At 61.4% G+C, this 20487-nt stretch carries 17 protein-coding genes; 6 read left to right on the top strand and 11 right to left on the bottom strand.

Translation table 11 applies throughout. From position 1 onward, the window contains the following. Nucleotides 1-181 precede the first annotated feature (181 nt). Both ileS and EJ076_RS17245 read right to left on the bottom strand, forming a co-directional pair. Nucleotides 182-3145: an isoleucine--tRNA ligase gene (ileS, locus tag EJ076_RS17250; protein ID WP_126068691.1), complete on the bottom strand. Its 2964-nt coding sequence runs from the start codon at nt 3143-3145 to the stop codon at nt 182-184. Nucleotides 3146-3435: 290 nt separating this feature from the next. Then, on the bottom strand, nt 3436-4242 hold the full coding sequence (locus tag EJ076_RS17245; RefSeq protein ID WP_126068690.1) for a MipA/OmpV family protein: 807 nt from the start codon (nt 4240-4242) through the stop codon (nt 3436-3438). 195 nt (nt 4243-4437) lie between these two features. Between EJ076_RS17245 and EJ076_RS17240 the strand changes: the two genes are divergently transcribed. After that, nucleotides 4438-4992 carry an HdeD family acid-resistance protein gene (locus EJ076_RS17240; RefSeq protein ID WP_126068689.1) on the top strand — a complete coding sequence of 185 codons (555 nt, stop codon included), beginning with the start codon at nt 4438-4440 and terminating at the stop codon, nt 4990-4992. On the opposite strand, the gene EJ076_RS17235 is transcribed toward EJ076_RS17240, so the two are convergent. The 3 genes from EJ076_RS17235 to EJ076_RS17225 all read right to left on the bottom strand — a co-directional run bounded on the left by EJ076_RS17235 (nt 4993) and on the right by EJ076_RS17225 (nt 7241). Beyond that, nucleotides 4993-5319, bottom strand: coding sequence for a hypothetical protein (locus tag EJ076_RS17235; RefSeq protein WP_126068688.1), 327 nt, complete (start codon nt 5317-5319; stop codon nt 4993-4995). A gap of 74 nt (nt 5320-5393) precedes the next feature. Then, a complete protein-coding gene (locus EJ076_RS17230; RefSeq protein ID WP_126068687.1) occupies nt 5394-6374 on the bottom strand; it encodes a bifunctional riboflavin kinase/FAD synthetase in 981 nt (326 codons plus the stop codon). 6 nt (nt 6375-6380) lie between these two features. After that, complete coding sequence (locus EJ076_RS17225) at nt 6381-7241, bottom strand: TIGR01459 family HAD-type hydrolase (protein WP_164548668.1); 861 nt, start codon at nt 7239-7241, stop codon at nt 6381-6383. Nucleotides 7242-7496: 255 nt separating this feature from the next. On the opposite strand from EJ076_RS17225, the gene EJ076_RS17220 reads away from it, so the two are divergent. Together EJ076_RS17220 and EJ076_RS17215 are read left to right on the top strand one after the other, a co-directional pair. Beyond that, a complete protein-coding gene (locus EJ076_RS17220; RefSeq protein ID WP_164548667.1) occupies nt 7497-9482 on the top strand; it encodes a TadE/TadG family type IV pilus assembly protein in 1986 nt (661 codons plus the stop codon). Nucleotides 9483-9609: 127 nt separating this feature from the next. Further along, nucleotides 9610-10242, top strand: a complete 633-nt coding sequence (locus tag EJ076_RS17215; RefSeq protein ID WP_126068685.1) for a LysE family translocator — start codon at nt 9610-9612, stop codon at nt 10240-10242. 10 nt (nt 10243-10252) lie between these two features. On the opposite strand, the gene EJ076_RS17210 is transcribed toward EJ076_RS17215, so the two are convergent. Further along, nucleotides 10253-11077 carry a DUF2189 domain-containing protein gene (locus EJ076_RS17210; protein WP_126068684.1) on the bottom strand — a complete coding sequence of 275 codons (825 nt, stop codon included), beginning with the start codon at nt 11075-11077 and terminating at the stop codon, nt 10253-10255. A 297-nt stretch (nt 11078-11374) separates the two neighbouring features. On the opposite strand from EJ076_RS17210, the gene EJ076_RS17205 reads away from it, so the two are divergent. Next, nucleotides 11375-12598: a TadE/TadG family type IV pilus assembly protein gene (locus EJ076_RS17205; protein ID WP_109663107.1), complete on the top strand. Its 1224-nt coding sequence runs from the start codon at nt 11375-11377 to the stop codon at nt 12596-12598. Nucleotides 12599-12752: 154 nt separating this feature from the next. On the opposite strand, the gene EJ076_RS17200 is transcribed toward EJ076_RS17205, so the two are convergent. Then, the gene (locus tag EJ076_RS17200; RefSeq protein WP_126068683.1) at nt 12753-13469 is read right to left on the bottom strand and encodes a glutathione S-transferase family protein; all 717 of its coding nucleotides are present in this window, start codon (nt 13467-13469) and stop codon (nt 12753-12755) included. A 106-nt stretch (nt 13470-13575) separates the two neighbouring features. On the opposite strand from EJ076_RS17200, the gene EJ076_RS17195 reads away from it, so the two are divergent. Beyond that, on the top strand, nt 13576-13965 hold the full coding sequence (locus tag EJ076_RS17195; protein ID WP_109663102.1) for a helix-turn-helix domain-containing protein: 390 nt from the start codon (nt 13576-13578) through the stop codon (nt 13963-13965). On the opposite strand, the gene EJ076_RS17190 is transcribed toward EJ076_RS17195, so the two are convergent. Both EJ076_RS17190 and EJ076_RS17185 read right to left on the bottom strand, forming a co-directional pair. Further along, nucleotides 13949-14347 carry a VOC family protein gene (locus tag EJ076_RS17190; protein WP_126071079.1) on the bottom strand — a complete coding sequence of 133 codons (399 nt, stop codon included), beginning with the start codon at nt 14345-14347 and terminating at the stop codon, nt 13949-13951. The genes EJ076_RS17195 and EJ076_RS17190 overlap by 17 nt on opposite strands. Nucleotides 14348-14409: 62 nt before the next feature. Continuing rightward, on the bottom strand, nt 14410-14973 hold the full coding sequence (locus EJ076_RS17185; protein WP_109663099.1) for a GNAT family protein: 564 nt from the start codon (nt 14971-14973) through the stop codon (nt 14410-14412). Nucleotides 14974-15137: 164 nt separating this feature from the next. Here EJ076_RS17185 and EJ076_RS17180 point away from each other — a divergent pair, with 164 nt between their 5' ends. Beyond that, a complete protein-coding gene (locus EJ076_RS17180) occupies nt 15138-15650 on the top strand; it encodes a CAP domain-containing protein (protein ID WP_126068682.1) in 513 nt (170 codons plus the stop codon). A 69-nt stretch (nt 15651-15719) separates the two neighbouring features. Here EJ076_RS17180 and EJ076_RS17175 read toward each other — a convergent pair whose 3' ends face one another. After that, complete coding sequence (locus EJ076_RS17175; RefSeq protein WP_126068681.1) at nt 15720-18401, bottom strand: EAL domain-containing protein; 2682 nt, start codon at nt 18399-18401, stop codon at nt 15720-15722. A 281-nt stretch (nt 18402-18682) separates the two neighbouring features. Continuing rightward, nucleotides 18683-20215: a DHA2 family efflux MFS transporter permease subunit gene (locus tag EJ076_RS17170; RefSeq protein WP_126068680.1), complete on the bottom strand. Its 1533-nt coding sequence runs from the start codon at nt 20213-20215 to the stop codon at nt 18683-18685. Nucleotides 20216-20487: the final 272 nt, after the last annotated feature.

Raw genomic sequence — 20487 nt, 5'->3', positions numbered from 1 at the left:
GATTGCCACCGGCCTTATGACCGGTCCCCATCGTCCAAGCACTTGCGACGGAAATCCGGCGACAATTTGTCTTCCGGAGTTTCGCGTGTTTACCTCAACCACTCGTTAAGGGCAACGCGCGGGCGGTTTTCGCCCGCCCGGCGTGGCATTTGTGCACCGATCAAGCTGGCCGGCCGGCCTGTTAAAGCCGGCCAAGCGCCTTCAATTCGTGCAGTACCGCCGCATCGCGCGCCGAAACATCCGGAAATTCCGGATCCTGGCCGACATCGGCGGTGTAGCGCCAGGACCGTGCGCATTTCACGAGGCCGCGATCCTCGGCCTTTTCGACCACCACGGCGACACCCCTGACGTCGTCAAGCGTGAAGGCACCCACAGGCGCTTCGCCATGAGCGATCACCAGATCGCTGGTGATCGCCATCTCGGCCATGTCGACATCGGATATCGCCGCTTCGAGCGCTGCATCGTTGATGGTGACGACCGGCACTGCTTCCAGCGACGACCCTATCACCTTCTGGGCGCGCGCGATCTCCAGCGCGCCGGTGACGACACGCCGCACCTGCCGCACCTTGCGCCACTTTTCCGCCAGCGCCTCATTCTTCCAGTCCGCCGGGATTTGCGGGAACTGGTCGAGATGCACCGAGACGGCGTCGGGATGACGATCGAGCCAGGCCTCTTCCATGGTGAAGGGCAGCATTGGCGCCAGCCATTTCACCAGGCAATCGAAGAGATGGCGCACCACTTGCACCGAAGCCTTGCGTTTTAGGCTCGACGGCGCGTCACAGTAGAGCGCGTCCTTGCGGATGTCGAAATAGAACGCCGATAGTTCGACCACCATGAAATCGAGCAGCATGCGAGTGACGCGCTTGAATTCGAAAGCGTCGTAGCCCGCGCGCACGACCTCATCGAGTTCGGCCAGCCGGTGCAGCATCAGCCGCTCCAGCTCCGGCATCTTCCCCGGCGGCACCTCCTCGCCATCGTCATGGGCGAGCGTGCCCAGCATCCAGCGGATAGTGTTGCGCAGCTTGCGATAGGCGTCGATGTTGGTCTGCAGCACGTTCTTGCCGAGCCGCTGGTCCTCCCAGTAATCAGTCGTCACCACCCACAGACGCAGGATGTCGGCCCCCGACTGCTTGATGACATCCTGCGGCACGACGGTGTTGCCGAGCGACTTCGACATCTTGCGGCCATCCTCATCCATGGTGAAACCATGGGTGACGACGGTGTCGTAAGGCGCCCTGCCCCTGGTGCCGCAGCTTTCCAGCAGCGAGGAGTGGAACCAGCCGCGATGCTGGTCGGAGCCTTCGAGATAGACGTCGGCCGGCCATTTCAGGTCAGGACGATCTTCCAGCGTGAAGGCGTGCGTCGAGCCCGAATCGAACCAGACGTCGAGGATGTCCATCACCTGCTTCCATTTCGACGCATCGTGATTGCCGAGGAAACGCTCCTTGGCGCCGGCGGCGAACCAGGCGTCGGCGCCCTCCTGTTCGAAGGCGCCCATGATGCGCTGGTTGACCGCCTCGTCCTTCAGCACATTGCCATCGGCATCGGCGAAGACGACGATCGGCACGCCCCAGGCGCGCTGGCGCGACAGCACCCAGTCCGGGCGCTCCTCGATCATGGCGCGGATGCGGTTCTGGCCGGCCGCGGGCACGAAACGGGTGTCGTCGATCGCCTTCAGCGCGCGGCTGCGCAACGTCGAGCCGTCGCCGAGGTCCTTGTCCATGTAGACAAACCATTGCGGCGTGTTGCGGAAGATGATCGGCTTCTTCGACCGCCAGGAATGCGGATAGGAGTGTTTCAGCCGACCCCGCGCGAACAGCGCGTTGCGCTTGATCAGCTCGTCGATGACCGCCTGGTTGGCGTTGCCCTTCTTGCCGTTGTCGTCGATGACACGCGCCGGCCCACCCTCGCGATCCGGGCCAAAACCCGGCGCGTCCTTGGTGAAGAAACCGCCATCGTCGACGGTGAACGGGATGGCGCTGTCGATGTCGCGTGCGCGCAGATCCGCCGCCGCATCCATCCAGGCGTCAAAATCCTCGCGGCCGTGGCCGGGCGCGGTGTGGACGAAGCCGGTGCCGGCATCGTCGGTGACATGGTCGCCGGCGAGCATCGGAACGGCAAATTCGTAGCCGCCGCCAAAGCCCTTGAACGGATGCGAAAGCGTAAGGCTTCCAAGCTCTTGCGCCGAAACGGTGCGGAGACGATTCAAGGTGACCTTGGCCTTGGCCGAGGCGTCCTCGGCCAGTGCGTCGGCAAAGATCAGCTTTTCGCCCGGCTGCGGGCCAAACGCGTTCTCGGCCGCCGTCACCTCGTAGAGGCCGTAGCTGATGCGCGGCGAATAGTTGACGGCGCGGTTGCCGGGGATGGTCCAGGGCGTCGTCGTCCAGATGACGACGTGGCCCTGGAGCAGGTCGAGGGCTCCCTCCGTCAGTTTGGTCTCACCATCATCGATGGGACGGACCAGGCTGGCGACCGGAAACTTCGCCCAGATCGTGTCGGACTCATAATCCTGGTACTCGACCTCGGCCTCGGCCAGTGCCGTGCGCTCGACCACGCTCCACATGACCGGCTTGGAACCGCGGTAGAGCTGGCCCGACATGGCGAATTTCAAAAGTTCGCCGGCAATGCGCGATTCGGCATGGAAAGCCATCGTCGTATAGGGATTCTTGAAGTCGCCGATGACGCCGAGCCGCTGGAACTCATCGCCCTGCACCGTGATCCAATGCGCGGCGAACTCACGGCATTCCTTGCGGAATTCGTTGACCGGCACCTCGTCCTTGTTCTTGCCCTTGGCGCGGTACTGCTCCTCGATCTTCCATTCGATCGGCAGGCCATGGCAGTCCCAGCCCGGCACATAGTTCGAGTCATAGCCGCGCATCTGGAACGAGCGGGTGATGACGTCCTTGAGGATCTTGTTCAGCGCATGGCCGATATGGATGTTGCCGTTGGCGTAGGGCGGGCCGTCATGCAGCACGTATTTCGTGCGGCCGGCAGCATCCTCGCGCAGCTTGCGGTAGAGGTCCATGTCCTGCCAGCGCTTGACCAGCAGCGGCTCCTTCTCGGGCAAGCCGGCGCGCATCGGAAAATCCGTCTGCGGCAGGTAAAGCGTCTTGGAATAATCGATCGTTTCAGCGGTATCGGTCATTGGTCTGCCATGTGCATTGCCCGGCGGCAAAGGAGCTCGGGCGTTGAACTATACTTTTTGAGCATGTCGTTTTCCCAAAACCGGGGCCACTTTTGGGCGACATGCCTGATGATTTGGAAAAAGCGCGAGGGCGCACGCCAAGATTCCCGGCGGCTCCGGCGGCGCTCAGGCCGCCCGGAACACCGGGCTTATAATTCGTATGGTCGGCCGGCAAAGGCGCGAAAAGCTCGTCATGCCCCGGCTTTTAGCGGAGATAGGCGCAGGAATAAAGCGTCTCTCGTTCGATTCACTTACATCGTGAAATCGAAGCGATAGGTGGTCGACACGCCGATCATGAACTGATTGCGGTCGCCTCGTTCCTTGACCAGGCTGGAATCGGCCGCCGGTCCCATCAGGCGCGAATATTCACCAAACAGGCTGGCGGTCATCGGCTCGGTCACCTTCCAGGTTATGGCGCCGCCGAGGCCGGTCGATTTCAGGCCGCCACCGGGATGATATTCGCTCAAGCCCGAGGCCACGGCTTCCTGCGCATTGACGCCATAATAGGCGTCGAAATAGTTGCCCGAGGCGAATGAAACACGCGGTCCACCCGAAATCCGCACGGTTGGCGTCACGTCGTAGAAGGCGTCGGCAGCAATGTCGGCGACAAAGCCGTTATGAGCGCGAATACCATGGCGCAGCTCGGCGCGGGCACGCAGCCAATCGGTCGGATAGAATTCGAAGAAACCGCCGACCTCGCCGCCCCAGCGCACCGGATCGAGACCCTTCAGCTCATCGGCGTTGTCATCGTCACGGGAAAACAGGAACTTGCCGGTCAGGCCAGCGCGGACACCGCCATCGTCGACCAGCGCCAGCGAGATGTTGTCGTTGCGCGAAGTGAAGCGTGCCGCCGGTCCGGCCTTGCCCAACGAAATGATCGGCGAGGCGCTGAGCAGGTACTCCTGGCCGCCCTCGAAATTCGGCGCCACCATGCCGGTGGCACCAACGGTCAGATACCAATCGCCGGACAGCCAACTGCCCTCGCCCGCATTGGCAGTACCCGCGCCGCTCAGCACCACAGCGGCCAACACCAGAGAGATTCTTCCGACCGGACTCATGGCCACTCCACTAACACAACACACACGGTTACCGATGACAGCTTTGACGGCCGTTTGGTAAAATTTGATTTAACCCGGAGACATCCGCTCACGGTTTGCCGCGATCCCGCTGCTGGTCATCGACTGGACGTTGGCCGGCGCCGGGACTAGCTTCCATCCGGCAGTATCCCGTAGCCCTTGATGGAGACCGCGACAATGACCCTGCACGGCGACGCCTTGAAAATCGCGATCGAACAGACACGGACAAAATGGGGGTGGTTTGTCGCGCTCGGCGTGCTGCTGCTCATCTTCGGCGGCATTGCCTTCGCCAATCTGTTCATCGCCACGGTGGCTTCTGTCTATGTCGTGGGATGGCTGATGCTGATGGCCGGTGTCATCGAGATCGTGCATGCGTTCGGCGTCAAGACCTGGAGCCGCTTCTTCTACTGGCTGCTCAGCGGACTGCTCTACGCCGTTGCCGGCTTCTTCGCTTTCGACAATCCGCTACTTGCTTCAGCGGTCCTGACGTTCCTGCTGGCGATCGCCCTGGTCGCGTCAGGGGTGCTCCGGGCCTGGGTCGGCTACAGCCACCGGCCGGAACGCGGCTGGGGCTGGGTCGTCGCGGCCGGTGTCATCAGCGCGCTTGCCGGCCTGATCATCGCCATGGGCTGGCCGGTCAACAGCCTGTGGGTGCTGGGTCTCTTCCTGGCGATCGACCTGATCTTCCAGGGCTGGACCTTCATCGCCGTCGGCCTGGCGCTGAAGAAATAGTCATGTCAGATTGAGCAGCGTCACCGAAACCAGCGCCAGCGCAATTCCAAGATATTGCGTCGAGGACAGTTCTTCGCCAAAGACAAAGGTGCCGACCACCGCGGCGCCGGCCACGACGATGGTGTTGACCAGCGCCCCGGTCACGGCGAGGTTCAGCTTTGTGTTGATAAAAGCGAATACTGAGTAGGAGAGCGGCGACAGCAGCATGACATATGCCAGGCTGCGGCCGTTGCCGGTCTTGCCCCAATGCGCGCTCAGCCCATCGCAGAGGATAAACAGTCCGGCGCAAACCAGCACCACGCTCCAGACAAACAGGTCGATTTTCATCGAGGAGTGTTGGGCGTTTTGGCGGCCACCTTCGATGAACTTCTTCACAGTTCGCCGCAGTTTCGGCGATTCCGTCAGAAGGCGATGGCGCGATCCAGGTCCGATAGCGGCTTGACGCCGGCAAGCAGCGCGCGTGCCTCGGCTTCATCGCGCTTCATCTGCGCGACCAGCGCATCGAGCCCTTCGAACTTCACCTCCGGGCGCAGGAAACCGAAGAAGGAAACCTGGCAGACCTCGCCATAGAGGTCACCGGAGAAATCAAAGACGAAGGTTTCCAGCAGCGGCGCACCATTGTCGTCAACGGTCGGGCGACGGCCAAAGCTGGCGACACCGTCGTGAAGCGTGCCGTCGGCGCGGCGAAAGCGGACGGCATAGATGCCCTCCTTGAGTGCGGCTTCGGCCGACAGCCTCATATTCGCGGTTGGAAAGCCAAGCGTGCGGCCGAGCTGCTGTCCGCCGACCACTTCGCTTTCGACGGTGAAGCGATAGCCGAGCAGTCCGGCCGCCTCGGCCACCTCGCCCTCGCTCAGCAACCCGCGGATGCGGCTGGACGAGACAACCTCGGCACCCTCATCACGGAAAGCGTCGACGAGCGTGACGCCGAAGCCGTGACGCTCGCCGGCCGCCATCAGGTAGGCCGGGCCGCCTTGACGATCCTTGCCGAAATGGAAATCGAACCCGGTCACGGCATGGGTAATGCCAAGATTCCTTTCCAGCACATCCGTCACGAATGCTTCCGCCGACAGCGAGGCGAAGTCGCGCGTGAACGGCTGCTCGACGAGCGCGGCAAAGCCCAGCAGCGACAGGAGCCGCGCCTTCATCGGCGGCGGCGTCAGCACGAACAACGGGATATCAGGCCGGAAGATCTTGCGCGGATGCGGTTCGAATGTCAGCACCAAGGCCGGCACTCCGCGCCGCCGGGCTTCAGTCGAGGCCCGCTCGAGCACCGCCTGATGGCCGCGATGGACACCATCGAAATTGCCGATCGCCACCACGCCGCCGCGCAGGTCTGCGGACAGCGGTGCGGTCGCCAGAATGCGCTGGAAGGCTGCCATCGTCACCTACCGCAGTCTGGGAATGACGGCCACCGGACGATACCCATGCTTTTCCAGGAAGGTCGCCAATCTTGCCGGATCCGGTTGCAGTGCATCGCCATAGTCGCGGGCATGGATACCGCCGGAGACATAGAGGACATCGAAGCCATTGTCGGCGGCGCCCTTCACATCGGTCATCACGCCGTCGCCGATGGCCAGCACCTGGCCGCGCTCGACCGGTCGGCCAAGAATCTCCGAAACCTCCTTCATCGCGAGGTTATAGATCGGCGCGTAAGGTTTTCCGGCGATCAATGTGCGGCCACCGAGCTGGGCATAATCGCGTGCCAATGCGCCGGCACACCAGATGATGCGTTCGCCACGCTCGACCACAATGTCGGGATTTGCGCAAATGAAAGGCAGGTTCCTGGCGCGCAGCCGCCGCAGAAGCTCGGTATAATCCTCGGGCTTCTCGACCTCGTCATCGAACAGGCCGGTGCAGACGACGCCGGACGCCTCGAACTCCTCGACAAGCTCGACGTCGAGACCGTCATAGAGCGTGAAATCGCGGTCGGCGCCGATATGGAAAATCTTGCGCGGACCTTCGGCGATCAGATCCCGGGTCACGTCGCCTGAGGTGACCACCCGGTCGTAGGCTGATGATGGAACACCGATCGCGTTCATCTGCGCTACGACATCGGCACTTCGGCGCGGCGAATTGGTGATTAGGACGACGGGGATTTCCGCCTCTCGAGCCCTGGCAAGCGCTGAGGCCGCGACAGGGAAATGCGTTTCGCCATTGTGCACCACGCCCCAGACATCGCACAGGATTGCCGAATAGGCTTTCGACACGTCTTCGAGCGAGCCGATGATTTCAGGCGAATCCGCCATGCCGTTTCCTTCAGTCATGATCATTGCGACCGCCGCGACCGACGGTTCGCCGCAGCCGGTTCGGATTAGCCGAACCGCTCCGGCCTGTCACCAGCTTTCGCCGGGCATCTGCGCAGCGTCAGCGAGGGTGCCCATTGGTTAGCGGTTGGTGAAGTGCCGACCCTGCAATCGAGCGATTTCCCAAACACGGCCTTCAGCGTTTTGTGGGAAAGCTGGCGTCGACCGAGAATCCGTCGGCGGGGGCCGCTGCAAGACATGCATGAACTTTGGCGTCAGTTCTGCCGCGACAAACGCGGCAACTATGCTCTTATGACGGTCGTTGCGATGGTTCCGCTGATGGGCAGCCTGGCGATCGCGGTCGATTTCACCGAGATGAGTCGTGAAAAACAGACGGTGTTGAATGCGCTCGATGCCGCCAACTTCGCCACGGCGCGCCGGCTGACGGAAGGTGCTACCGACGACCAGTTGAGAGCCTATGCGCTCGACTTCTTCAATGCCAACCTCAACAAGGTCGATCCCGCCAACACGACGCTCAGCGTCACCTTGCCAAGCAATACCGTCGGCGGGGGTCTGCTCAAGATGAGCGCGCGGCTTGACTACAAGCCCTATTTCTATCCTGTCTTCGGCCAACTCGTCGGCAAATCCGAAACTGACGCAAACCAGAAGATCAGCTTCAACGTCACTTCGGAAGTGCGGCTTAAGAACACCCTGGAAGTCGCCCTGGTGCTCGACAATTCCGGATCGATGACCAAGACCGGAACGGGCTCTGGGCAAAAGCGCATCGACCTTCTCAAGACCGCGGCCAAACAGCTGGTCGACACGCTGGCCCTGCAGGCGGCTATGATCAAGCAGGTCGACAGGCCGGTGCAGTTCGGCCTCGTGCCGTTTGCCGCATCGGTCAATGTCGGTCCCGGCAACGGCAATGCGTCCTGGATGGATACCGAAGGCCTGTCGCCGGTATCGAACGAGAATTTCGACTGGTCGACGCTGAACACGGCCACCAAATACGCCCAGCAGACCAATGGCATCTGGTACAAGCGCGGTTCGGGATGGGGTGCCGACGAGGGCCAGATGCTGACCCGGTTCTCGCTCTACCGCGATATGAAGGTCGTCACCAACCATGAGCGTGTCACCAACAGCAAGCGTGTGGTTTGCGACGAATACAACTCGAACAACACCTGCAAACGAAACCACGACGAATATGACTACATCGATTCCTACGGCCCATTCGCCAGTTGGCAGGGTTGCGTCGAGGCCCGGCCCTATCCCTACAATGTCAACGATGCCGCGCCGTCCGGCGGCTCGGCGAACACCGGCATAGGGGTTGGCGATCCGGCAACGATGTTCGTGCCGATGTTCGCCCCGGACGAACCCGGCAATCATTGGAAGCTCACCCAGGATCCCGACGAGGCCGCGCCGACGGCCTATGGCGCGGTGAACAGCTGGTGGAATGACGACCCGACGAGCAGCACCGGCCAATCCCGGCTGCGCAACATGGCCAAATATTTCCAGCCGCGGCCGATCGATGCGCCGGCGCTGCCGGCCGGCAACGGCCCGAGCTACAGCTGCTCCACCAACCCGATCACGCCACTGACCGACGTCAGCGTCACCGATGGGCTTACCGCTATCAAGGCCGCGATCGACCTGATGCAGCCGGATGGCGGCACCAATGTTCCCGAGGGCATGGCCTGGGGCTGGCGGGTGGTTTCGAGCGGCGAGCCGTTCACGCAAGGGCGCCCGGAAACCGAGAGAGGCAACGACAAAGTCGTGATCGTGCTGACCGACGGCGCCAACACCTACTACACGCCGTCCTCGCTGGGTTATTCCGACCCCGCCAGCTCGAAGTCGACCTATGCGTCCTACGGCTATCTTAACCCCGGCTACAACGGCACTTCGGTCGGCCGCCTGTTCTTGGGCACGTCGAGTGCCATCGGCCAGTTCGACTATTCGAACGGCAATTATACCAATGCGCTGAACCAGCAGATGGCGACGCTTTGCAACAACGCCAAGGCAGCCAACATCATGGTGATGACGGTGGCGCTCGACCTGTCCACAACCAATACGTCCGACAAGCAGGCGATCGATGCGCTGAAATCGTGCTCGTCGGACTCACGCTTCCGCAAGGATCCGACGGACGCCAGCAAGCCGGCCAAGCTGTTCTGGAATGCGACCGGCGCCACCTTGTCGAACGATTTCAAGGAAATCGGCAACGAATTGTCGAACCTGCGCGTCGTCGGCTGATCCGAAGGCACTAAACTGGCGCAACGGCTGGCGCCGCCATGCCCTTGCGCGCGCCTGCAGGGACAGGCACCTGTAGGCGGCTCGCGGCATTATGCATCCACGGCAGCGCGCGCTGGGGAACGAACCGATGCCCGAAACCACCAATCATCTCGCCTTCGCGCTGGTCTGCCTCGGCATGGTGCTGACGCCTGGCCCTAACATGATCTATCTGATCTCGCGTTCCCTGTCGCAAGGACCGAAGGCGGGCCTGATCTCGCTTGGCGGCGTGGCGCTGGGCTTTCTCTTCTATGTGCTGGCTGCGGCCTTCGGCATCACCGCGCTGCTGCTCGCCGTGCCCTATGCCTATGACGCACTACGCTTTGCCGGTGTGCTCTATCTCCTGTGGCTGGCCTGGCAAGCGGTGAAGCCGGGCGGGCGTTCGCCATTCCAGGTGCGCGAACTGCCGAGGGACCGGCCGCGCAAGCTGTTCGCAATGGGCCTGATGACCAATCTGCTCAATCCGAAGGTGGCCGTGCTCTATCTGTCGCTGCTGCCGCAGTTCATCAGCCTGGGCAAGGGCCATGTCCTGTCGCAGCTTCTGGTGCTGGGCGCGACGCAGATCACGATCAGCCTCAGCGTCAATGCCATCATCGCGGTGACGGCCGGTTCGATCGCCACCTTCCTCGCCGGGCGGCCATTGTGGCTGGTCATCCAGCGCTGGATGATGGGGACCGTGCTGGCAGCACTCGCGCTGAAGATGGCGACCGACGCGCAACGCTGAGAGCGCTTCGTTACATCGGCCGCCTTATCTGCTGCGCCCGCTCCGGTTCGACCACCTTGCGGTAGAGATGCCAGGTGGCATGGCCGAGCACCGGCATGACCACGGCGAGCCCGGCAAAAAGCGGGATCGAGCCGATCACCAGAAGCACAGCGACCAACAAGCCCCACAGCGCCATCTGCAGCGGGTTGGCCATCACCGCCCGGGCCGAAGTCTCGATGGCCGAAACGGCGCCGACATCACGGTCGAGCAGCAGCGGGAAGGCAATCACGGTGGTGGCCAGCACGACCACGGCGAAGACAAAACCCGCGGCATTGCCGGCAAGGATCAACGTCCAGCCCTTGCCGGTCGTCAGCACCTCGCGGACGAAGCTGCCGATCGATGCCGGCGGCTGATCGCCGAACAGGCCGGTGTAGATCGACTGTGCGGTGTAGAGCCACAACAGGAACAGCGCGACCAGCATGATGCCGATCACCACGATCGATGGAACCGCCGGCGAGCGGCGCACATCGAGTGCATGCCGCCAGGAGGTGTTCATGCCGAGTTCGCGCCGGCGGCTGATCTCGTAGAGGCCGATCGCGGCAAACGGCCCAACCAGCGCGAAACCGGACATCAGGGGGTAGATGAGCTGGATGGCATTGGCGCCAGACGTCCACCGCGTCAAGATCAGGCCGACGATGGGATAGATCAGGCACAGGAACACATAGTGCGAGGGTTTTGCCCAGAAATCCTCGGCACCGAGGCGCAGCGCATCCCAAAGGTCCGACGTGGTGATGCGGCGTACCGCTGGCTGCACATGCATTCCACGTGCGTCCGCCATGACATGAAAGCCGGCCATAACCTTCCTCCCGTGTGTCGGGGCGGTCACCGCCAGGATGGCCGCCAGAGCTGCCACTTCAAGAACGAAAGGCACGATAGCAGAGTTGGCGGCGATTGTCGCCGCGTCAATGGCCTGGGGAGCAGCTCGTTGTGCAGATTTCTCAGTATCGCCTCTCATATGGCCGTGCCTTGGCATGCTTCGTTTTGGCCAATCATTATACTGCATTTTACCATTTACGTATTTTAGCATTTCCTTAAATAGCTCGTAGAGACCCATGGCGTATCACCTCAGCTTTATAAGTCTTGGCGAGGGGCGATGTTCGCATTGAGAGGCTTCTGGTCTTCGGAGCGTGGCAACTTTGCCATAACGACCGCCATAGCGATGCTGCCGATAATGATTGGTTTGGCTGGTGCCATTGATGTGGTCGGCACGAGCCATGACGCCTCGCAACTACAGAACTCGCTGGACGCGGCAGGGCTCGCCGTCGGCACGAAGTTCTCTCCCGAGATGGCGGCTGGCGATGTTCAGCAACTTGGGCTGCAATTCTTCGCGGCAAATTTGAGCGCGGCCGACCCGCAGGAATATTCGGGCGGCCTCTCCACTTTCGCGGCAACGGCCAGCGGCAGCCCAAGCGCTTACTTTGTCTCGCTGTCGTCCAGCATAAGCCACCCAAGCTTCATCGGCGACTCGGCTTCCTGGCAGGCCTACCGTTCGGCGTCGGTCAAGATAAAGCCTGGCGCGCAGGCCTGCGTGCTGGCGCTCGATCCGCATGCGTCCGCCGCCGTGAACCTACAGGGCTCGACCAACGTCTCGATGGCCAATTGCGTGATCGCGGCGAACTCGGACGCGTCCGATTCTGTCAATAGAGGCGGCTCCGCACTGGTTTCGGCGGGCTGTGTCTCAACCGTCGGCGGCACCAGCGGGCTGTTGCCACCCAGCGCCAGTCTCGCCTGCGGAACGCCGCACGAACATCGGTACGCGTCTTTTGATCCACTGGCCGACGTCCTTCCTCCCCCTTACACATTGTGTTTGCCGGTCCCGAACGGCAAAACCTACACCCTGTCGCCCGGCACTTATTGCGACAAGACATTGTCGGGGAACATCACGCTTAATCCGGGCGTCTACATCATGCGCGGCACCACCATAAAGCCAGGGGGAAACGGCAGCCTGACTGGCCAGGGCGTGACCATATTCCTCGTGGAAAACGCTCAGATCTACATAAATGCCAATGAGACCGTGAACCTTTCCCCACCCAGCAGCGGCCCTTATGCTGGTATCACCATTTTCCAGGATCGCGGCAATACGTCTGCCCTGACGTTGAATGGCGGCGCAAATTCCGTGCTCAGCGGCTTCATCTACGCGCCGAACGCGCCCATTTCCTACGCCGGAAATTCTGATATGAGCGCCCAGGGCGACTGTCTCAGGCTTGTCGGCAATACGGTACAGATGACCGGAAACTCGTCCGTCGCGTCGGACTGCACGGCTGCGCTTGGAAATCGCGCAATGTATGCTGACCGGATGATCACTCTCGTGAAATGAGAGACGGCTCCCAACGGTTGACCTGACATCCGCAGGCGCCGGCGGTAGCGTTGAGAAGATGGCGGTCGCGTTCAACAACGCTGGAGTGCGGCAACCGCACTCCAGCAGATAAGTGCCTTTTCACAAAAGCACATCCAGTTGAAAATGAGCATCGTTACGGTTGCGCCGGTGCAGCGAAGCGATCGATCACATCGGCCAGAGGGACGTGGCCAAGGCAGGCGCCCGAACCGGCGGGCTGTTCGCCATCCTCGACAGCCAGGGCATATCGCACGACCGGATCGGCTTCGATGCGGCGGCGCAGCCCGGCCAACCTGGGATAGGCAGCGCCGTCGACCGCCTGGTGGAACTCCGCCCAACGTGCCACGCCAATCAGCGTGGTATCGGCCAGCGTCAGCCGATCGCCGACCAGGAAGTCCGTGTCGACGATCATCTCTTCGAGGCGATCGTGGCGTTCGGCAACGGCCTTGCGGCCGAAGTCGCGCAAGATCGCCTTCAGCGCCGGTTCATCCGCGGCCATTTCCAATGCCACCCAGAGCGGGCTGAAAGCGGCGGTGAAACCGGTGTTCACGAAGGCCATCAACTGATGCATGCGGTCGGCTTGCGGCGTGCGCGGGTCGAAGCTGATGCGACGTTGCGTGTCACGCGCCTCGAGCCACGCGGCGATGGCCATGGTCTCGGTGACCACCGTGCCTTCGTCGGTGATCAAAACCGGCGTTTCCTGACGGCCGTTGATGCTGGCATAAGCATCGTTCTTCATCTCGGTGAGCATGTCGACGCGGCACAGGCGATAGGGCTGTCCGACGCGTTCAAAGGCAGCGACGAGCCCCATCGAGCTTCCCGCCGGGAAGCCATAAAGGAGGATAGGTTCCATTTGTTTTCTTCCATGATTGAAGGGATCACGCCGCGCAGCGAAACTTGACCCTAAACACTGGTCGCCCCATGTAAATTACGCACAATTCTGTAACCAGGACCCGCCCATGAAAGACGTCGTCTCGCGCTGCCCGATCGAAGAGACCATGCGCGTGCTCAGTGGCCGCTGGCCCACACTGCTGCTCTATTATCTGAAGGACGGAACCAAGCGATTCAGCGAGCTGAGGCGCGACAACCCGACTGTGTCGCACCGCATTCTGGCGCTGGAACTGCGCAAGCTGGAGGACGCCGGTATCGTGCGGCGAACGGCGCGCCCGGGCTATCCGCTGCATGTCGACTACGACCTGACTGCGCCGGGTCGCAGGCTTGTACCGCTCATCGACGCGCTGGGCTCGTGGTGGGAACGGACCGAAGACGACCGGACCGGCCAAGTCTCACCAATGCTGGAAACCTATTCCGGCACGGCGACAGTGGAGACAATCACTTCGGCAAGTTGAAAACCGCCTCGATGTGATGTCCATCCGGATCGACGACGAAGGCGGCATAATAATGCGGACCGTAGTCGGGGCGCAGGCCGGGCGCACCGTTGTCACGGCCGCCATGTGCAAGCGCGGCCGCATGAAATTGTGCGATGCTCTGGCGATCCGGGGCGGCAAAAGCCAGATGAAAACCCGGACCGGGCGGACGCTGCCCTTTCGGGCAAAGTTTTATCGCCAGCTTGTCGCCGCCACCGGCAGGCCCGTAGCCCACCGCCTGATCGGGCTCGCCGGGTCGGAGATCGTCCCAGACTCTGATATAACCGAGCGGCCCCAGCACGGCGTCGTAGAAGGCAGCCGCGCGTTCGATATTCGAAACGCCGAAAGAAACGTGATGGAGCATCTTGGCAAAAAATCCCTTTTTGAGAGGCATGGTCGAACGACTTCGAACAGCCAGCATGCTGTTCAGTTCTGGCCCGCGTGATCGCCGGCCAGTCGTCCAAACATCCTGAAGTCGTGGTAGGCGCCTTTGAACCGGGCTTTCTGCCGCAGCGTTCCCTCGTAGCGGAACCCGGCTTTCTCCAGCACACGGTCCGATCCGGTATTGCCCGGCAGCGTCCACGCCTCGATGCGATTGAGCCCGAAAAACCGATGGCCGCAAAGAGCGACGGCAGCAGCCGCTTCGGTCATCAGACCTTTGCCCCAAAAATCCGGATGCAGTTCGTAGCCGATCTCGCCGCACTTCGATCTGTTGACGAACCAGTTGTACCGAATCGCACCGGCCATGGTCTTCGAAGCGCGATCCTCGATTATCCAGGCGCACCCTTTGCCAGTGGGAAAGGCCTTGCACATCCATCTCATCGCCCGTTCAGCCACCACCTTGGCCGGCGCATCCGGCCAGTTCGAGAATCGGGTGACGTCGGGGATCGACAGGATACCCCGGAAGGCGGCGGCATCTTCGGCGGTCGGGGCGCGCAGCAGCAGGCGGGAGGTGGAGAGCGTCGGAAAGGCACGGGCAGGTTTTGGCATCGGATTCTCACGTCACATTGGCCGTCTGGACTATGCTGGCCGAACGGGTGTGCTTCGACACTTCAACACTACGCGATGCATTTCGCGAAAACCAACGCATGGGTTCTCGCGCAATTTTCACCGCTTGCCCGTCAAAAGCCATGATCGCGACTATTCAGACAAGAATGGCCATTGATCATTCCCATTCCATCGAACCGCGCCCAATGCCGAGCAGGCGCATGGTGCTGACCGGCCTCGTCGCGCTGGCCGGCCTCGCCGCCTGCAGCACCGTTTCGCTGCCAACCGGCGAAGGCGCCGGCGTCTCCTCCTCCGCGACCGGCACGCTGGCCAGCATCCGCGCCTCGGCCGGGCTGGCGCCGCTGGTCCCCGACCGGCAGCTCGAACAGGCCGCCCTGCAGCAGGCCGGCTATATGGCGCAGCGTCGCCGCATGAGCCACACCACCGGCTGGGGCAAGGATTTCGCCTCGCGCGTCAAGGGCAATGGCATTGCGGGTGCGGCCGCCGAGAACATCGCCGAGGGCCGTTTCGATCTGCAGAAGCTGTTCGACATCTGGGTGCATTCGCCTGGCCATCGCCGCAACATGCTCGACCCGCGCTTCACCCGCTTCGGTCTCGCCTATGTGCGCGACGGCAGCGACGGCAACCTCCGTTACTGGAGCCTCGTGCTCGGGAAATAAGAGCAGGCTTGTCGCTGCCGGCCGCGATCTTCGTCGAGCCGCACGGGAGACCGCCGGCTGACCAGTCCGTCAATTCTTGCGGTTGAGCAATTTCTCGATGTCTTGGGCAGAGACCGGTCTGCTGAAATGGAAGCCCTGCATTTCGTCGCAATTGTTTTTGAGCAGGAAGGCCACCTGATCGTCTGTTTCGACGCCCTCGGCAATGACTCTCATATTCAGCTTTTGACCCAGCGAAATCACGGCGCTGGTGACAGCCTGATCATTCTCATCGGCAGCGAGATCGTTGATGAAGGACTTGTCGATCTTCAGCCGTGCGACTGGAAAGGTCTTGAGTGCACTGAGGCTGGAATAGCCCGTTCCGAAATCATCGATCGATATCTGAACGCCCAGGGCTTGCAGTTCGTTCATCGTGGCGACCGCCAATTCGATATCCTGCATGATGAGGCTTTCTGTCACCTCCAACTCGAGATATCTGGCCTCCAGACCGCTATCCTTAAGCGCGTTGACGACACGGCCGACCAGGTTCCTTTCCCTGAATTGCCGTGCAGACACATTCACGCAAACAGTCATCGGCGGCAGACCCGCATCCTGCCAGGCCTTGTTCTGTCGACAGGCCTCATGCAGAACCCAGTCGCCGATCGGCACGATCAGACCTGTCTCCTCGGCCGTCGGAATGAACGTCATCGGCGAAACCACGCCCAGTGTCGGATGGTTCCAGCGTATCAACGCTTCGACCGCAAAGACGCGCCCCGAGCGAAGATCGACCTGGGGCTGATAGAGCAGCGCGAATTCCGAACGGGCCAAGGCGTTTCGCAATTCCTCCTGAAGCACGAATTTTTCATGAGCCCTCGAGTTGAATTCAGGAGCGTAAAACTGGAAATTGTCGCGGCCGAGCTCTTTTGCGCGATACATGGCCGCATCGGCATTGGCCAGGAGCGTTTTCGGGCTCGCTCCATCCTTGGGGTAGTTCGCGATACCGATGCTGGCCGTCGTCCTCAGGTGATGCTCTTCGATATGAACCGGCGCTGCAATCGCTGCCCGGATCGTTTGCAAGGTCTCCGAGATGCGATCGACATTCGTAGGCTGGTCGAACAGAACGATGACAAATTCGTCGCCGCCAAGTCGCACAACCGTATCGGTCGCCCTTACGCATTCAACCATACGGCTGGCGACAGTCTTCAGGAGTTCGTCTCCGGCATTGTGGCCGAGCGTGTCGTTGACGAGCTTGAAGTTGTCCAGATCGATGAACACCACCGTCACCCAGCGATCGTATCGCTGCGCATACAGGACCGCTTGCGACAGCCGGTCCTCCAGCAAGGCGCGATTGGGAAGCCCGGTAAGCACATCATGGTTGGCCATGAAATGGATCTGGTCTTCAGCCAGTTTGCGCTCGATCGCGATTCCGGCGATGCGGGTTGTGAAATCAATCAGCCGGGTCTCGGCCTCGGCCGGTCCGCGCACCGTCATCGAATACATCGCAAATACGCCCAACACGGCGCCCTGATGCGACAGGATCGGGGTCGACCAGCACGAACGATAGCCGTAGACCGCCACCAGTTCGCGGTAATCCTCCCACAGCGGATCCTGCATGACGTCGGTGACAATGACAGGCTCTCGCCTGTAGACCGCGGTTCCGCACGATCCCACCTTGGGACCGATGGCGATCCCGTCGATGGCGTTCGTATAGTCTTTCGCCAAGCTCGGTGCCGCACCGTGCCGCAAATGGCTGCCGTCCTTGTCGAGCAGCAAGACGGAACCGAATATACCTGTCAGCTGGGATTCCACCAAGCGCATGAGGCGGTCGAGCACGTCCTCGAGCGGAGCGCTCATCGCGATCATTTCCAGGATATGCGCCTGCCCGTCACGAAGGACGTCCGCTTGCTTGCGGGCAGTGATGTCATGGGCGATGCCAACCAGACCGAAAATCTCGTTCTCAAGATTGCGCAACGGAACCTTCGTCGACGAGAGCCACTTGCCGGCGCCTGACGCATCGACAATAAACTCCTCCTCGTCGATCATCGGTTGTCCACTGTTCAGCACGTTCTGCTCGATGAGACGAAATTTCTGCGCAAGTTCGGGGGCATGAAGATCAAAATCGGTCAAGCCGATCATGTCGCTCGTCTTCTCTCGGCCACTGTCGGACGCAAGGGCCTTGTTGACCACGACGAAGCGGCTTTCGGTGTCCTTGACCCACAGATAGCCGGGTACCCAGTCGATCAGCGTTTGCAGCGAGATGCGCTCGTCCGCAATCAGACGATTCGCAGTGAACTCCGTAATGTCCTCATGCGTGGAAACCCAACCGCCGTCGGGCATTGGCTGATGGCAGACCTGAATCGTCCGGCCGTCGGCGAGATTGGCGGTCCAGATTCTCGAAGTGGTACTCGAATTGACCGACCGGGCCAATGCGAGATAGGCGTCGGCAGCCATAGCGGATGTCCCGGCAGCGACGCGGCGTTCGACTATTTCGCCCAATGTCAGGCCCGGCTGCAATTGTTCGGGCACAATGCGGTAAATCTCCGCATAGCGACGGTTGGACAGGATCAGCCGTTCATCGGCGCCGAAAAAGCAGATGCCTTGCGAGATGTTGTCGATCACCATCTCGAATCGAAACGCCTGCCCCTCGAGTGCGGCGATTGTAGCCCGAAGCTCGCGTTCGAGGATTTCATGCGAGACGGCCGCCAATTTTGTCAGGGCGGCCAGACCGATCGACTCGGGCGCTTCGGCGGGTCTCCTGGATGATTTCGTAACCAACAGGCCTCCTCCGGTTTGGCGCCTAGAAAAAGACGATTGTTTTGTAAAATGAAAGTCGATCGATAGTGTTACAGATGTACTAACGACAGATGAACCGGTCCGAGATCGATTCGGCGCAACCTGGATACCTGAGACTCAAGCGCTGTTATCGAGCCGATTTTGAACTTTCGGGCTCGGTATTCTTCGACACCAGGATGAATTCGGTCGGCCACCGCCGCAACATGATTCGCACTTCAACCGGCGCGTGACACCATCAGGCCTGCGCCCATTCTAGGGCGAAGCTAGTCCATGTGCGCGGCTGGTGCGCCACCGGCAGGCGCCTGCTTTGGCTTGCGCAGCAGGAAAACAAACGGGATGGCAACCAGCGTCATTACCATGAGTATTTTGAAATCATTGACGTAGGAGATCATCATCGCCTGGAGATTGACCATGCGATCGACCTGCGAAAGCGCCATCGGATCGCCGCTTGCGGCTGCCGGAGAAACCGCCCACAGATTTGGGTTGAACGGGTTGATGAAGGCCGAAAGCTCGGTGTGATTGATCTGCGTGTTGCGCACCATCAGGACCGTCACGACCGACACGCCAATGGACGAGCCAAGATTGCGCACCAGGCTGAACAGAGCCGTAGCATCGGTGCGGAAGCGCACGTCAAGCGTGGCGAAGGCGACGGTCGACAGCGGCACGAACACCATTCCCATACCCAGGCCCTGGATGACGCCGGAGCTGATGATCAGCCAGTTGTCCATCTGCGGGGTGAAGCTGGACATGGTGTAGAGCGACTGCGCGGTCAGCAGGAAGCCGATGACGACGAGGATCCTGGCGTCGATCTTGCTCATGAGCCGCCCGACGACGAGCATCGAAATCATGGTGCCGACGCCGCGTGGCCCCATGACGACGCCGATGGTGACGGTCGGATAGCCGAAGATGGTCGCCAGCATCGGCGGCAGCAGCGACATGCTCGCCAGGATGAGCACGCCCATGACGAAGATGAACGCCAGCCCGGTCACGAAATTGCGGTCGAGGAAGATCTTGGGATCGATGAAGGGGTGTTCCGCCGTCATCGTGTGAATGATGAACACCCAGAAGCCGGTGAGGGAGAGACCAAGCTCGATCCAGATCTCGACCGATGAAAACCAGTCGACCTCACCGCCGCGGTCGAGCAGCAGCTGAAGCGCGCCGACGCCGAGCGATATCATGGCGAAGCCGAAGAAATCGAAGCCGCGCACGCGCCGGGCAACGGCCGGCAAATAGGCGGCCATGCCGAGAAAGGCGACGATGCCGACCGGCAGGTTGATGAAGAACACCCAGCGCCAGTTGAAATTCTCGGTCAGCCAGCCACCAAGCGTCGGGCCCAGAATCGGCCCCAGCATGATGCCTGCGCCCCAGATGGCCATCGCCTGGCCATGGCGTTCCCTGGGATTAATGTCGAGCAGGAAGGTTTGCGACAGAGGCACGATCGCGGCGCCGAACACGCCTTGCATCAGCCGGAAGAACACCATGGTCTCCAGGCTCCAGGCGATGCCGCACAGCATCGAGAACACGGTGAAGCCGACCACTGCCGTCAGGAACAGTTCCTTGCGGCCGAAGCGGTCGGCCAGCCAGCCGGTGACCGGCGTCATGATGGCGGCGGCAACGATATAGGAGGTCAGCACCCAGTTGATGTTGTCCGGCGAGGCGCCGAGATCGCCCGTCATGGTCGGCAGCGCGACGTTGGCGATCGTCGTGTCGAGCGCCTGCATGATCGTCGCCAGCATGAGCGCGACCGTAATCAGGCCGCGATGCGGCACTTCTTTGAAGGGTTCAGGCGTGCTCATGACAGGGAACTTCCAGCAGGTAACAAAAACGTGTACAACGGGTTTCCGGGCGGCAACGCCTTCCGTTGAGAGACCCTCATCGCGGTGGGACGCGATTATCGATGTGGGGGTTACATCGACTGAGAGTCTCTGATGAGCGGATGCCTGCCGCCCGGAAACATGAGGACCGACGGGTCTGCGTCGAAGATTTCAGATTTCGGTCGAGCCGCGACGCGGCTTCGCCCAAATTCTGATCCTTCCAGCTCCTCCCATCAGGCCAATCCTGCAATTCA

Source organism: Mesorhizobium sp. M7D.F.Ca.US.005.01.1.1 (assembly GCF_003952545.1).
In the GTDB taxonomy this organism is placed as follows: domain Bacteria; phylum Pseudomonadota; class Alphaproteobacteria; order Rhizobiales; family Rhizobiaceae; genus Mesorhizobium; species Mesorhizobium loti.
Note: the sequence above shows the minus strand (reverse complement) of the source record. Positions and strands in the feature narration are given on the sequence as shown.